Origin of the sequence: Micromonospora sp. DT62 (assembly GCF_049847285.1) — a bacterium.
GTDB lineage: Bacteria > Actinomycetota > Actinomycetes > Mycobacteriales > Micromonosporaceae > Micromonospora > Micromonospora reichwaldensis.
The window spans coordinates 136945-150569 of sequence record NZ_JBNCOB010000009.1; the positions used below are offsets into that span (position 1 = coordinate 136945).

At 74.7% G+C, this 13625-nt stretch carries 11 protein-coding genes; 4 read left to right on the plus strand and 7 right to left on the minus strand.

What is annotated here, in order from left to right:
- Positions 1–9: 9 nt before the first annotated feature.
- The 4 genes from rarD to eccE all read right to left on the minus strand — a co-directional run bounded on the left by rarD (position 10) and on the right by eccE (position 3768).
- Positions 10–939, minus strand: a complete 930-nt coding sequence (gene rarD / locus ACPXCB_RS15755; RefSeq protein WP_425876064.1) for an EamA family transporter RarD — start codon at positions 937–939, stop codon at positions 10–12.
- The gene (locus tag ACPXCB_RS15760; RefSeq protein ID WP_425876066.1) at positions 936–1436 is read right to left on the minus strand and encodes a GNAT family N-acetyltransferase; all 501 of its coding nucleotides are present in this window, start codon (positions 1434–1436) and stop codon (positions 936–938) included. Before ACPXCB_RS15760 ends, rarD begins: the two co-directional genes overlap by 4 nt.
- A 94-nt stretch (positions 1437–1530) precedes the next feature.
- On the minus strand, positions 1531–1917 hold the full coding sequence (locus ACPXCB_RS15765) for a phage holin family protein (protein WP_425876068.1): 387 nt from the start codon (positions 1915–1917) through the stop codon (positions 1531–1533).
- Between the two features lie 54 nt (positions 1918–1971).
- Entirely contained in the window at positions 1972–3768 is a 1797-nt protein-coding gene (eccE, locus tag ACPXCB_RS15770) for a type VII secretion protein EccE (protein ID WP_425876179.1), read from the minus strand.
- Positions 3769–4248: 480 nt separating this feature from the next.
- On the opposite strand from eccE, the gene ACPXCB_RS15775 reads away from it, so the two are divergent.
- Entirely contained in the window at positions 4249–4569 is a 321-nt protein-coding gene (locus tag ACPXCB_RS15775) for a WXG100 family type VII secretion target (protein WP_425876181.1), read from the plus strand.
- A gap of 26 nt (positions 4570–4595) precedes the next feature.
- The gene (locus ACPXCB_RS15780; protein WP_132232078.1) at positions 4596–4886 is read left to right on the plus strand and encodes a WXG100 family type VII secretion target; all 291 of its coding nucleotides are present in this window, start codon (positions 4596–4598) and stop codon (positions 4884–4886) included.
- Between the two features lie 150 nt (positions 4887–5036).
- On the opposite strand, the gene mycP is transcribed toward ACPXCB_RS15780, so the two are convergent.
- Positions 5037–6314 carry a type VII secretion-associated serine protease mycosin gene (gene mycP / locus ACPXCB_RS15785; RefSeq protein WP_425876070.1) on the minus strand — a complete coding sequence of 426 codons (1278 nt, stop codon included), beginning with the start codon at positions 6312–6314 and terminating at the stop codon, positions 5037–5039.
- Positions 6315–6466: 152 nt separating this feature from the next.
- Between mycP and ACPXCB_RS15790 the strand changes: the two genes are divergently transcribed.
- Positions 6467–9712: an SseB family protein gene (locus tag ACPXCB_RS15790; RefSeq protein WP_425876072.1), complete on the plus strand. Its 3246-nt coding sequence runs from the start codon at positions 6467–6469 to the stop codon at positions 9710–9712.
- The gene (locus ACPXCB_RS15795) at positions 9709–10074 is read left to right on the plus strand and encodes a hypothetical protein (protein ID WP_425876074.1); all 366 of its coding nucleotides are present in this window, start codon (positions 9709–9711) and stop codon (positions 10072–10074) included. The genes ACPXCB_RS15790 and ACPXCB_RS15795 overlap by 4 nt, the downstream gene beginning before the upstream one ends.
- 1 nt (position 10075) lies before the next feature.
- Here ACPXCB_RS15795 and ACPXCB_RS15800 read toward each other — a convergent pair whose 3' ends face one another.
- Both ACPXCB_RS15800 and ACPXCB_RS15805 read right to left on the minus strand, forming a co-directional pair.
- Positions 10076–11008 (minus strand): alpha/beta fold hydrolase, encoded by a 933-nt coding sequence (locus ACPXCB_RS15800; protein ID WP_425876076.1) that lies wholly within the window; start codon positions 11006–11008, stop codon positions 10076–10078.
- A 140-nt stretch (positions 11009–11148) separates the two neighbouring features.
- On the minus strand, positions 11149–13545 hold the full coding sequence (locus tag ACPXCB_RS15805) for an immune inhibitor A domain-containing protein (RefSeq protein WP_425876183.1): 2397 nt from the start codon (positions 13543–13545) through the stop codon (positions 11149–11151).
- Positions 13546–13625 lie beyond the last annotated feature (80 nt).

Below are 13625 nucleotides of genomic sequence, written 5' to 3' on the forward strand. Positions count from 1 at the left end.
CCGCGCCGGTCAGTGGGGCGCGGCGACGGCCTCGGCCCGGCGGGCGGCGAGGGTGGCGGCTCGGGTGCGGCGGGTGTGGCGTACGGCGTCGACGGTGAAGACGATCAGCGCGGCCCAGACCAGGGCGAAGCCGGCGACCCGGGCCGGCGGCATCGGCTCGTGGAAGATCAGCACCCCGCAGCCGAGCTGGAGGATCGGGGCGAGGTACTGGATCATGCCGAGACCGGTCAGCGGGAGCCGGTTCGCCGCCCCGGCGAAGAGCAGCAGCGGGATCGCGGTCGCCGCCCCGGCCGACACCAGCAGCAGGGTGTGCCCGACCGACACCTGCCCGAACGTGCCCTCGCCGCGGGCGGTGAGCCACCCCACGTACGCCAGCGCGGGCAGCGCCAGCACCGCCGACTCGACGAAGAGCCCCTCGGCGGCGGGCAGCCCGAGCTGCTTCTTGGCCAGGCCGTAGCCGGCGAAGCTGAACGCCAGGACCAGCGCCAGGTACGGCAGCCGGCCGTAGTCGACGGCCAGCACGGCCACGGCCAGCCCGCCGATGCCGAGCGCCACCCACTGCGTGGGCCGCAGCCGCTCGCGCAGCACGGTGACGCCCAGCAGCACCACCACCAGCGGGTTGATGAAGTAGCCGAGGGCGGTCTCCACCACCCGCTCGGAGGTCACGCCGTAGATGTAGGTGCCCCAGTTCACCGCGATCAGCGCGGCGGCGACGCCGATGCCGGCCAACGCCCGGGGCCGGCGCAGCAGTGCCCGCAGGAAACCGACGTTGCGCATCGCCGCCAGCAGCAGGGCGACGAACACCACCGACCAGACGATGCGGTGGGCCAGGATCTCCAGCGGCCCCGCCGGGCGCATCAGCCGCAGGTAGAGCGGGAAGAACCCCCAGAGCAGGTACGCGACGAAGCCGTAGAGGTAGCCGAGGCGGAGTGGCGTCACGTTTCCACCGTAAGGGCCGGGAGGCCGCCCGGTTCCTTTCCGGTGACCGGACTCACCGGCTGGTTCCGCTGGTCGAGCTGCATCCAGCGGTGCGGATCGGTCATCGGGGCGAACCCGACCTTGGCGTACACCGCGTGGGCGTCGGCGGTGGCCAGCAGGATCCGGCGTACGCCCAGCTCGGCGAGGTGGTCGCGGACCGCCCCGGCCAGCCAGGTGCCCAGTCCCCGGCCGCGCTCGCCAGGGTCGACGTAGACGTCGCAGAGCCAGGCGAAGGTGGCGTGGTCGGTGACCACCCGGGCGACCGCGACCTGGCGGCCGTCACCCGGGCGGTAGACGCCGAACGGCACCGACCCGGCGAACGCCCGCGCCACCGTCTCCCGGTCCCGCCCGAGCGCCCAGTAGGCGTCGGTGCAGAGCCAGTGATGCACCAGGCCCAGGTCGATCCGGGCCGGGTCGGTGCTGAGCAGGTAGCCGTCGTCGCGGGTCAGGGTGAACATGCCCGCGACGCTAACCCGGCCACCCGGCCCGATCAGCGGCCAATTCCCGCCCTCTGGTCGGCCCGCCCGCCCGACTCTCCCTGGTCGGGGCGGGTCAGTCCCGGTCCAGGACGGCCCCGAGGATCCAGGTGACGATGCCGACGAACAGCGCGCCGAGCACCGCATCCGGCCAGAAGCCGTCGACGTGGAAGGGCAGCCCGACCTGGTGGGCGATCCAGCTCGTGAGCAGGAACAGCAGCCCGTTGACCACCAGCGCGATCAACCCGAGGGTCAGCAGGTAGAAGCCGCAGCCGACGGTCTTGATGATCGGCTGGAGCACCGCGTTGACCACGCCGAAGATCACCGCGACGAGGACCAGCGTGACGACCGTCTCGCTGGCGGACGCCGAGTCCAGCGTGATGCCCGGGATGAGCAGCGTGGCCAGCCAGAAGGCCAGCGCCGTGCTGCCCAGCCGGATCAGCAGCCCTTTGAGGAAACCCATGGCCGGATCGTGCCACGGACGGACAAGCTGCGGAAGCCGCGACCGTCGCCCCGCTCAGCGGCGGGACGGGCGGCCGATCAGCTGCGACTCGATCGGGGTGGGGGAGAGCAGCGCCCAGCGCAGCGCCCGCCGGTTGACCACCGCGACCATGTCGTCCCGGATCCGGGTCAACCACTCCGCCGACCCGCCGAGGCCCAGCGCGGCGCCCGCCACGGCGGCCTCGGCCGGGTCGAGCGGTTGCAGCACGGCCAGGTCGGCGCGGCCCAACGCGTCGGCGTCGGCGGGGGTCAGCTCGTCGCGCACCAGCAGCGTCGTCCGCCAGGGGGACGCCGGCTCCGGCTCGGCGGGCGTGGAACCGGCGTCGACCACCACCAGCAGCGGGCGCAGCGGCGACCCCGGCTCGCCCACCGGGCGGCCCGGCGGCACCACCGGGATCATCGCGCCGGGGGTGCCGACGCCCCGGACGAACGGCTCCCACCCGCGCGGGCGGGCGGTCTGCACCACCACCCGGGCCCCGAGCGCCATGGCCCGCACCGCCACCAGCTGCGCCGCGCGTATCCCGCCGACCAGCATCACCCGGGTGCTCTCCGGCCGGAACAGCCGGACGGTCACCGCGCCGCCGTGCCGGTTCGTGCCGACCATCAGCCCCGCCTCGCCGAGGGTCAGCTCCAGGCCGTCGGGCGCCGGACCCGGCCCCGCCGCGCCCGCCGCCGCGAGCGGCAGCGTGCCGGCCAACCCGTCGAGCTGCGCGCCGTCGAGCCGGTGCACCTCGCCGCCCGCCTCGGCCACCAGCCGGCGCAGCGCCTGCGCCGCGATCGAGAGCTCCGCAGGGGTGGCGGCAGCCAGCCGTACGGCCAGCTCGGTCGGCGCCGACGCGGGGTCGGCGCCGGCCCACGGCCCGACGCCGAGCGAGACGGTCGTCGCCGTCGCGGGCAGCGCGAGCAGCCGGGTCACCAGCCGCCGCCCGGCGTCGGTACGCGGGTCGGGCCAGCGGCGCAGCCGGAACGTGGTTTGGAGCAGGTCGCCCGCCCGGACCGCCTGCCAGGACTCCTGCGCGGGATGGTCGTCGTGGTGGGCCAGCTCCGCCAGCACCCGCAGTGTCGCGTGCTCGCCCAGCGGGCGGGCGGTGACGGGCCCGACCCGGCGCGCGATGCGGCGCACCGTTCCGGCGAGCGCCCGCCGCAGCTCCTCTCCCGTCCACCCATCGGCCCGCAACACCCGCACGGCGAGCACGGCCCGTTCCCGGCCGGCGAGCCGCCCGTCGGTCAGCTGCCGGTACGAGGTGGCGACGGCGCCGCCACCCGCGCCGACGGTGGGCGCCGGGGAGCCCGTCAACAGGAGCTGGAGCCGCACCGGGGGGCCGTCGGGCGCGGCGGCCGGCAGCAGGGACGCGGGGGTGGGCAGCGCGCGGGGAGCGTCGCCGAGCAGGTCGGCCGGATCGCCGACCTCCAGCACGGCCACCATGCCGGCGGCGTCGTCCAGCACGGCGGCCGGCGTGCCGGCCAGCTCGGCGGGACGTATGACCGCGCCCGGGTCGACGAGGTCCAGCAGGGCCGCCGGGCCGGCGGCCGGCGGCAGGGCGCGGCGGCGGGTGGCGTAGCCCAGGCCCGTGGTCAGCCACTCGAAGAGCCACCGCCCCCGCAGCCGCACCCAGGCCAGGGGCAGCAGCAGCGCGGCCACCCCCACGGCGGCCAACGTCACCAGCACGCCCCGGCCGGCGGCCGCGACCACGGCGGCCACCGCCACCTGCGTGGCGACGACCTGACCGGCCCGGACACCGGCGCCCTTCCGCCGGCCGGCCGGGTTCCGCGACGGCGACAGGGCGGCCGGGGGTGCCGGCGCGCCGGCCACGGTGTCGGACGGATCAGCCGGGCCGATCGGGCCAGCCAGGCCGATCGGGCCAGCCAGGCCGGACGTGCCAGCCAGGCCGATCGGGCCAGCCAGGCCGGACGTGCCAGCGAGCCCGGACGTGCCAGCCAGGCCGGGCGGCGCCGGCGCGAGGGGCGCGGCGGTCGGGCCGGGATCATGGCCCGGGGTCGGCCGGTGCGGGCCCGGGCCGGTGGTCACCGTCACCGCGCCTCCTCGACCGGTCACTCGCCGCGACATCGACGCCGCCCATCGTAAGGGGAGCGTCCGGCGGGATGGGGGCCGCAGTCGTCCACAGGGGATGGCCACGGGGTAGCAGAACCGCGACGGTACCGCTACCGTCAGCGACGAGTTTCGCTGACCCCGCGCCCGCCACGCTCGACGTCCGGGCGGCGCGAGCGGCGCGCCCGGTGGGCGGGTGCGCTCACGGCCAGCCACGACCGAGGAGACGAGGTGACGTCCCGGGTGTCCCAGACCCAGGCAGAAGCAGCGGTGATGCAGCAGACCGCCGCGAAGTTCGAGCAGGTCGACCAGTCCCTGCAGTCCATGCTGAGCAGCCTGATGGCCGAGTTGGAGGTGTTGCAGCAGGCCTGGCGCGGTGCCGGCGGGCGCTCGTTCGAGCAGGTCAAGCAGCAGTGGGCACAGGACCAGGCGGCGCTTCAGCGGGCGCTGCGGGAGACCGCCGGCGCCGTCCGCACGGCCGGCCGGCACTACGACGTCTCGGACACCGAGGCCGCCAGCCGGGTGTCCACCACCAACCGCGGCGGCATCCAGCTGCCGCTCTGACCCGGTCTCGGGGGAGGAGACATCCGATGGACGGTGTACTGGTCGTCAACTTCGCCGCCCTGCAACAGGCGAGCGCGGACATCCAGAAGGCGCTGAACGCGCTCGACTCGCAGCTCGGGCAGCTCGAACGGGACGCCGCCCCGCTCGTGGCGAGCTGGTCCGGCGAGGCCCTCCAGGCCTACGAGCAGCGGCAGCGCCGCTGGCGGTCGGCCTCGCAGGACCTCCAGGTCATGCTGCGCGACATCAAGCTCGCGGTGGACGACTCCGCCGCCGACTACCTCGACACGGAGAAGAAGAACGTCGGCCTGTTCCAGTAGGCCCCGCCCGGTGGTGGCGTCGATCGTGAGCCGGTCGGCGCCACCACCGGCCGTTCCTGGCACCTCGACCGCCGGTGGGCACCCGGACGCGACGGTCGCAGACCGCAGGCCGGGTCAGGCGGGGCGACGGCCGCAGACCGCCCGGCCGGGTCACACGGGGTCGGCCGGCCGCCAGCGGCGGCGGGCCCCGCGCGGCACGACGAGCGCCAGCAGCGCCGCCAGGGCCACCACCGCCCCGCTGGCCCCCGCCACCAGCAGCGCCCGGTCCCGGGCCGTCGCCCGGCGGGCCCGCTGCGCCAGCACCGCCGGTTCGGCCCGGTCGTCCGCGAGCGCGCTGAACTGACGCGCCCGCTCCGACGTTCCCCCGGTCTCGGTGACCGCCCGGTACGGGTTCAGCACCCCCGCGCCGTACCCGCCGCCCCGACCGTCGCCCGGGGCAGGATCGGCGGTCGCCACGATCCGCTGCGCCACCTGCACCGCGGTCAGCTCCGGCCGGTACTGGCGCAGCAGCGCGGCGGTGGCCGTCACGAAGGGCGCCGCATAGCTGGTGCCCTCGGCCCGGTGGTGGCCCGCGCCCGGGGCGGCCATCAGCACGTCGCTGCCCGGGGCGACCAGGTCGACGTACGAGCCGGTCTGAGAGAACGGTGCCCGTGCCCCGTCCGCCCCGATCGCGCCCACCCCGAGCACCCCGTCGTACGCGGCCGGGTAGGGCCGGGGATCACCGGCGTCGTGCAGGTTCCCGGCGGCGGCCACCACGACCACGTCCCGGTCGACCGCGTAGCCGATCGCGGCCCGCACCGCGGGGTCATCCGCGTACAGGACGACGGAGAGGTTGAGCACGTCGGCGTCGTGGTCGACCGCCCAGCGGACGGCGCGGGCGAAGTCCCCGGCGCTGACCGTGCGCCCCGACTCCCGCCCCTCGACCACCTGCTGCTCGCTGACCCGTACCGGCAGGATCCGGGCGCCCGGGGCCAGCCCCCGGAACGCCGTCCCGTCGCGGGGGGCGGCAGCGATGATGCTCGCCACACCGGTGCCGTGGCCGGCGCAGTCCCGGCTGCCGTCGCCGCCCGGGTCGAGCAGGTCGGTGCCGTCGAGCACCCGGCCGGTCAGCTGCGGGTGCCGCCGATCCACCCCCGAGTCGATCACCGCCACCGTCACCCCGGCGCCGGTGGCGAGCGGTGCCAGCCGCTCCGGGGCGTACCGCTGCTGGGGCCAGGGGCGCGCGGACACCGGCCGCACCGGGGCGAGGGGCGAGGCGCAGCCGGGGGCCGCCCGCGCGGCGGTCGGCGCGGACGCGGACCAGCCGGCCGGCACCGGGCCGGGGGCGGGCCCGGCCGGGCGGCCGGCGATCGTGGGGGTGGCCGGAACGGCGGTCAGCACCGCCGTCGCGAGGGCGGCGAGGAGCGGGCGTGAGGGGGACCGGGACATCGACCGCCTCCGTATCGTGTCGACTCCGGAACGGGATGTTATCGCTTGTGGCGGCCCCGGGCGCACCGCCGCCGGCCAGCGATTGTGATCTTGCTTCTACCTTGTAGGTTGTACGCGATACCTATGGCCTGTGCGCGGGAGGAGGGGTGGCCGTGACCGAGTGGGAGCCGGCCACCGACGCCGAAGCGGCGATGCGGGACGCGCTACGCGCCAACGACCAACAGCTCTACTTCCGCGTCCTGGCCCGGACCGAACTGCTGCTGCCGGTCTCCGCCGAGGCGCTCGCGGGGACGGCACCGGTGGGCTGGGGCACCTGGAGCACAGGTGGCCGTACCCACGTGCTGGCGTTCACCTCCGGAGCGGCGGTGCGCGCCTGTCTCGGCGAGCACGGTGGCGCCGTCCGGCGCATCTCGTACGCCGATCTGTCCGACAGCTGGCCCAACCACGAGTGGTGGCTGGCGGTCAATCCCGGGCTGCCCATCGAGGGCTACCTGCCGGCCTGGTTCGTCGCCCAGCTCTCCCGGGGCGACGTCCGGCTGCCCGGCCGCACCATGGGTGCGCGGGCCCGGCTGGAACGCGTGGAGACGGCCGCCCGGGCGCGGGCCCAGGCCGCAGGCCAGGACATGTCGGGCGGGCCGACCACCGGGCCGACCACCGGTGTGGCCCGGCCCGACGGCACGTTCCGGCCCGAGCCCACGGCCGCGCCGGCCACCGGCCGGATCCCCGCACCCGCCCGACCCGGCTCGGCCCACCCGCTCGTCCCGCCCACGCCCCCGGCGGACCACCCGGATTCGAGGCGTGGCGACCCGACGGCCGGCGGACCCGCCCGGTTCGACGCCGTGGCGGCCCCCGACCGGCTCCCGCCGCCGCGTCCCGCGCCGCTCACCGAGCGCCCGAGGGGCCTGCCGACGCCCGACGCCCACCCCTCGCCGTCGACAAACGGTCGCCCGGCCGGGGAGGCCCCGGAGCGGCCGAACCGGTCGTTCTTCGAGCCGGCCTCCGGTCGCGCGGCCGCCCACCGGCAGGAGGCGCTGCGCTCGGGCGAGCGGGCGGTCCCGCCGTCCCGCCTCGCACCCGGCAGCCAGCCGTTCCCCCGCCGCCGGCCGCTCGGGGAGCCGGCACCGGGGGAGGCGACCCACCCGATCCCGAGCGCCCCGACCGGAGCGGAACCGACGCACGCCTTCACGGCGCCCGCCGGCGAGCCGACCCACACCTTCACCGGGCCGACAGCGGAACCGACCCGCGCCTTCACGGCGCCCGCCGGCGAGCCGACCCACGCCTTCACCGGGCCGACCGCGGAGCCGACCCGCGCCTTCACGGCGCCGACCGCGGAACCGACCCACGCGTTCACGGCGCCTGCCGGCGAGCCGACTCACGCCTTCACGTCGCCGACCGCGGAACCGACCCATGCCTTCACGGCGGCCGGTGGGGAGCCCACCCGGGCCTTCGCGATGCCCGGAGGCGAGGCCACGCAGGTGCTGCCGCCGCACGGGCCCGGCGAGGACGCCACCCGGGACCTCCGGGCCCCCGCCCCGGAGCCCGGGCCACCACCGGGGTACGGCGCAGACCGACCGCAGCCGGCCGAGGACCTCACGCAGGCGCTGCCGCGCCGGCAGCCCACCCCCGAACCGGTCGGGCCGGAGCCGGTGGCGGACGCGGAACCGGTCTCCGGGCCCCCCGCCCCCCGACGCGGGTTCACGCCCATCGTCATCGAGGGCACCGTCATCGAGTCGCGGGACCTCACCGGGCCGCCTGCCCCCGAGCCGGCCCCGCCCGCCGAGGAGACCGTCTCGCTGTTCGAGCCGGTCCGGCGCCGCCGGGAACCGGTGACCGCCGCCAGCGCCGACCCCGCACCGCCCGCGCCCGCCGACACCATGCGGTCCGCCGGCCCGTCGTGGTCCGGCGACGCCACCGTGTCCCTGGATCCGACGGTGTCCCTGGACCGTACGCAGCCGGTTGTGTCGTCGGGGTCCGGCGACGCGACCGTGTCTCTGGATCCGACGGTGTCCCTGGACCGTACGCAGCCGGTTGTGTCGTCGGGGTCCGGCGACGCCACCGTGTCCCTGGATCCGACCGTGTCCCTCGATCGGACGCAGCCGGTTGTGTCGTCGGGGTCGGGCGACGCGACGGTGTCCCTGGACCGTACGCAGCCGGTCGTGTCGTCGGGCGACGCGACGGTGTCTCTGGACCCGACCGTGCCCCTCGGAGCCGGGCCGCCCGTCGGCGCGTGGTCCGGGGATCCGACGGTGCCGACCAGCGTCGCCGCGCCCGCACCGGAGACGGACGGGGCCACCCGGCAGGGGGTCGCGACCGACGCTGGCGTTCCCGACGTCGGGCCGGCGGAGGACCCGGGTCCGCCGGTCGCCGACGAGCCGGTCACCGCTCCTCTGACCGGGAGCGCGGACGTGTCGTCGGGTGCCGGTCCCGTGCCGGTCGACTTCGAGCCGGCCAACGAGGTCGAGGAGAACCTGCTCGACGCCGCCGGCGCCGGCAGCACCGACACCTTCCTGTCGACCCTGTTGCTGGCCCGCGTGCTGCTGCCGGTGGCGGCGGACTCCGCGCCGGGCAGCCGGCCCGGCGAGCCCGGCTTCGTCTGGCGTACGGAGGAACTGGACGGCGAGACGTTCGTGGTGGTGCACACCTCGCCGAAGCGGCTGGCCGACCACACCGACGCGACGGTCGAGACCGTCGAGGTGAAGTTCGTCCAGTTGATCCGGCGCTGGCCGGACGAGTCCTGGTCGTTCGCGGTCAACCCGGGCACCCCGGTCGGGGCGAAGCTGCCCGGTGAGCAGATCGTCGGGCTGGCCAACTGGGCGGCGGAGGTGGGACTCGGCGACGACATCGAGACCGAGCCGCCCGCCGCCGAGGAACCGGTGAGCCGCCCCCGCTACGCCCCGCCCGCGCCCGACCCGGCGCGCCCGATCGTGATGCAGAAGGCGGTCGCCCCCAGCCAGCTCGCGTACTACCTGGAGCGGGGCTACGACCGGGTCTCCGGCTTCGTGCACCGGGCCGGCGAGCTGGCCCACCTCAACACCCCGGCGCAGCTGCACGACGCGCTCGGCCTGGGCTACCCGGATTCCCCCTTCGCCCGGGACGCCGTCGAGATCTACGTGCTGCGCTGGCCCGCGCACCGGCCGAGCCTCTACCGCATCCCGTACGGCGGGCAGAACGAGGCCGCCATGCGGGCCATGGAGGGCTGGGTCATCGAGCGCCCGCCGTTCCGGGGCAACGGGTTCGCACCGGGCGAGAGCAGCGACGTGGTGGCCGAATTCAAGGTGGACAGCGCCCGGCTGCCGCACGGCGCGCAGCTGTGGCGGATCGGCGCGGACGGCACCGAACGGGTGGTCGCCATCCTCGACACGGACGCGCTGCGGTGGCGACAGGTCGGTGAGCAGTGATGCGCGACGGCTACGTGGCCCGCTGGAAGGGCCGGGAGTACCAGGCGAGCCCGGACGGCGACGACGTCCGGCTCTACCAGCCGGAGCCGGGCGAGGGCTTCGAGGAGATCCGCCCCGGCCGCTACGTCCGGGTGCTGCCGGCCACCGAGCTCGACAACCTGGCGTACGTGCGGACCACCTGCACCTGGCAGGGGCAGCCGTTCATCGTCCTCGGCGAGCACGACGGCTGGCTGCGGGTGGAGTACACGGGCGGACGCTGGCCGGTGGCCCGGGCAATGGGGCTGGAGGTCTTCGACTTCGGCGTCTACCAGGGCTGGGCGCCCGCCGCGGAGGTCGCCGACCTGCGCGAGCAGCGGGTCTGACTCAGGACTTCGCCCAGCGCAGGACCTCGCCCAGCACCAGGTCGCCGGCCTCCACGTGCGGGAAGTGCCCGATGTCGTCCAGGAGCCGCCACTCGTAGGGCGCCACCACGTACCGGCCGGAGCCCTGGGCGGTACGCGGCAGGGAGGCCTCGTCGAGCGCGCCGTGCAGTTGAAGGGTCGGCGTGATCAGCGGCTTCTGCATCAGCCGGACGAAGCGGTAGCCGTGCAGGCGGAGCACCGAGCGGAACGCCCAGCGGTAGCCCTCCAGGGCGCAGAACGCCGCCTGCGGGATGCGCATGGCCTCCCGGCACCGCTGGGCGTACGCCTCGAAGCCCGGCCCGTCGACCCAGCGCGGCCCGCCCCAGCGGCGCAGCATCTCCTCGACGGCCTCCGCGTCGTCGCGGGTCAGCACGTGCTCGTAGCGGGGCAGCTGGAACTTCAGGGTGGGCGTGGCGGCGGCGAACTGCCCGCGCGGGTCGGCGAAGATCGCGGCCCGCAACCGCAGCGGGTGGGGGGCGCCGAGCACCACCAGCCGGCGGACCAGCGACGGGTGGAACGAGGCCACCGTCCAGGCGATCATGCCGCCGACGCCGGTGCCCACCACGGTGGCGGAGCGTTCGCCGAGGGCCCGGATCAGGCCGGCGACGTCGGCCGCGAGGGTGTAGCCGTCGTACCCCCGGGGCGGCTTGTCGCTGGCGCCGTAGCCGCGCAGGTCGACCGCGACGGCCCGGAAGCCGGCGTCGGCGATCGCCGGCAGCATCTCGTGCCAGGCCCACCAGTGCTCGGGGAAGCCGTGCAGGAAGAGCACCATCGGGCCGGTGCCGGCCTCCACGACGTGGAAGCGACTGCCGTTGGCGCCGACGAACCGGTGCGTCCACGGCCCCTCGGTGAGGACGCAGGACTCGTCGACGGGCCCGCCGCGCTGCTCGGTCATGGCAGACAGCCTAGGACCCCGGTGCCGGTCACCTCCGACGCCGACCTACGGCGTGGTCGGGATCGCCCGTGGAAAGGGCGATGCCCGGGCAGGTGACCTGCCCGGGCATCGCGTGGTGCTGGTGGTGCGGGATCAGCGGATCAGGAGATGCGGATCTTGGTGTTGAGGCCGTCCTTCTCCAGGACCTTGATCTTGGTGCCGGTGGCCGGGAGCTTGACGCCGTGGTTCGGCAGCTCCGGGAACCAGTACTGCTGGGTGTCGTCGAACAGCGGCTGCGCCGCCTGGCCACGGATGTACTGCGGCTGGCTGTTGAGGTGCAGCGTGAACGAGTCGGCCTTCTTCAGGCCGAACGGCGCGTCGTAGACCTGGACGCGGGACCGCCAGGGCTGGCCGGTCAGGTTGTAGATCGGCCGCGGGTGCGCGTCGATGATCAGGTTGCGACCCTCACCCGGGTGCGCGAACGTGTCGTTGTCCGCCCAGCGGGTGTTCCAGTAGGAGATCAGCAGACCCTCCTGGTACGCGTAGTGGTCCACGTAGTCCGGGCGGGTGTTCTGGTATCCGAAGAAGTACGGGCCGGTCTTCAGGTACTTGTCGTACGAGATGTACTGCCGGGTGCCCGCGATGTAGTAGTTGTCGTACGCCTTGGTGTAGCTCTTCTCGGCGGTCTCGAAGCCACCAGCGAGCGTCCAGCCCGCGGCACCGGTCTCGGCGCCGTCGGAGAGGACGGTCTGGCCGTCGGCCGTCACGGTGATCGCGTCACCGTAGAAGCCACCCTCGGAGACGCCGCCGTCGGTCTGGTAGCGCAGCCGGAACTGCGCGACCTTGCCCGCCGCCACGTCCATGGGGATGTTGACGTCGACCCACTCGCCGCCGCTGCTGCCGTCCAGCGCGTAGCGACCGGCGGAGATCTCCTTGAGCGGCTGGCCGTTGGCCGTGCCGGGCAGGGTCACCCAGGACTGGCCGCCGTCCAGCGACGCCTCGAAGAACAGGTAGTCGTAGTCGGCCTCGATGTTGTAGCGGCCCTTCATCGACAGTGCGGCCGACGACTTCCCGGTGAAGTCCAGGGTCCGGGTCATCGTGCTGTTGAGGTCGTCCGCGTTGCCGGAGAAGAACTGCTTGCTGCCCTCGAAGGGCGCGCCGTGCTCGAACGTGTAGTCACGCTTCGGGAGCACCACGACGACGGCCTGCGCCTCGTCGCTGTTGTACTCCTGCGGGCCGAGGGTCATGGTCCGCTTCTGCCCCGCGACGACCACCTCGTAGTCGAGCCAGCCGAGCTGGAGCTTGTTCCACGCGCCGAGGTCGCCGCCACGGTCACCGATGCCGGCGTCGGTCTTGGCGCCGAGCCGGCTCTGGGCCATCAGGGTCCAGTGCTCGTTGTTGTTGTCCCCACCACTGGTGACGTTGTAGTCGTCCGGCAGGCCCAGGTCGTGGGCGTACTCGTGGTAGAAGACGCTCCGGCCACCGTTCTCCGGCTGGATGGTGTAGTCGCCGATCCAGATGCCCGTGTTGCCGATCTGGGTGCCGCCGGCCAGGTTGCCGACCGGGCCGGTCGAGTTCTGGTCGGACGCGAAGGCGTACCAGCGGTGGCTCCAGATGGCGTCCTCGCCCTGGTGCGGGTCACCGTCGGCCTCGTCGCCACCGGAGTGGACGATCTGGAAGTGGTCGATGTAGCCGTCCGGCTCGTTGAAGTTGCCGTCGCCGTCGTGGTCGTACCGGTCCCACTGGTCCATCGCCGACAGGTCGGCGGCGATCTGGGCGTCGGTGCGGCCGGCGGCCTTCTGGTCGGCGACCCACTGGTTGGCGGCGTCGCGGACCAGCGCCCAGGTGTTGGTGCAGACGTTCGAGGCGCACGGGTAGCCGCCGGAGCGGCCGTAGCGGGCCTCGTTGTACTTCACCTTCACCCAGTCGGTGACCTTGCCGTCGACGCTGTAGCGACCCGAGGACTGGGCCTCGTAGTACTGCTTCACCGACTCGTCACCGGGGTTGGTGCCGAAGTAGAGCTTGCGGTAGTAGTCGGCGTTGTAGTCCGCCTGCCACACCGTGGAGTTGTCCACCGCCCGGTTGGGCTGGGGGATCTCGTTGTGCAGCGGCCCGTCGAACCGGGTCGGACCCGCGGTGTCCGGGTCGGTGTCCTGGTCCGGGTAGCTCGGGTGCCGCTCGTTGCCGAACTCGGCGAGGATGACGAAGATCCGGTCCGTCTTCTCCCGGGAGAGCTCGACGTACTGGTCTTCCGTCTGGGTGGCGGCGTTGGCCCGGGTCGAGCGGGCGGCAGCCCCCTTGGCCTGGGTCTTGCCGACCTTGACGACCGTGCTGCCGTTGACCTTCTGCGGCTTGGCCCGGCCGGAGAGGACGTCGCTCAGGCCCTCCTGGCGCAGGGCGCGACGCTTGTCCTCCAGCGGGTTCGGCAGGTCGTGGTCGACATGGGCTGGCTCGGCGACCGACGGAGCGGCCGTCGGCAACTTCGGCTGCGGCGCGGCGGTGGCGGACGAACCGAACGCCAGTCCCGTCGCCGTCAGCGAAAGCCCGAGCAGACCCACTGCGACTTTGCGCACGTGGTACCTCCGGTTTGAGGGAACCGGCCCAACGGGGGTACGGGCCGGTGCTACCGATCCCACTA

Bases quoted from the DNA above. Each gene is read 5' to 3' on its own strand.
- ACPXCB_RS15760 (WP_425876066.1), bottom strand. From the start codon at position 1,436: ATGTTCACCCTGACCCGCGACGACGGCTACCTGCTCAGCACCGACCCG.
- ACPXCB_RS15765 (WP_425876068.1), bottom strand. From the start codon at position 1,917: ATGGGTTTCCTCAAAGGGCTGCTGATCCGGCTGGGCAGCACGGCGCTG.
- ACPXCB_RS15780 (WP_132232078.1), top strand. From the start codon at position 4,596: ATGGACGGTGTACTGGTCGTCAACTTCGCCGCCCTGCAACAGGCGAGC.
- mycP (WP_425876070.1), bottom strand. From the start codon at position 6,314: ATGTCCCGGTCCCCCTCACGCCCGCTCCTCGCCGCCCTCGCGACGGCG.
- ACPXCB_RS15800 (WP_425876076.1), bottom strand. From the start codon at position 11,008: ATGACCGAGCAGCGCGGCGGGCCCGTCGACGAGTCCTGCGTCCTCACC.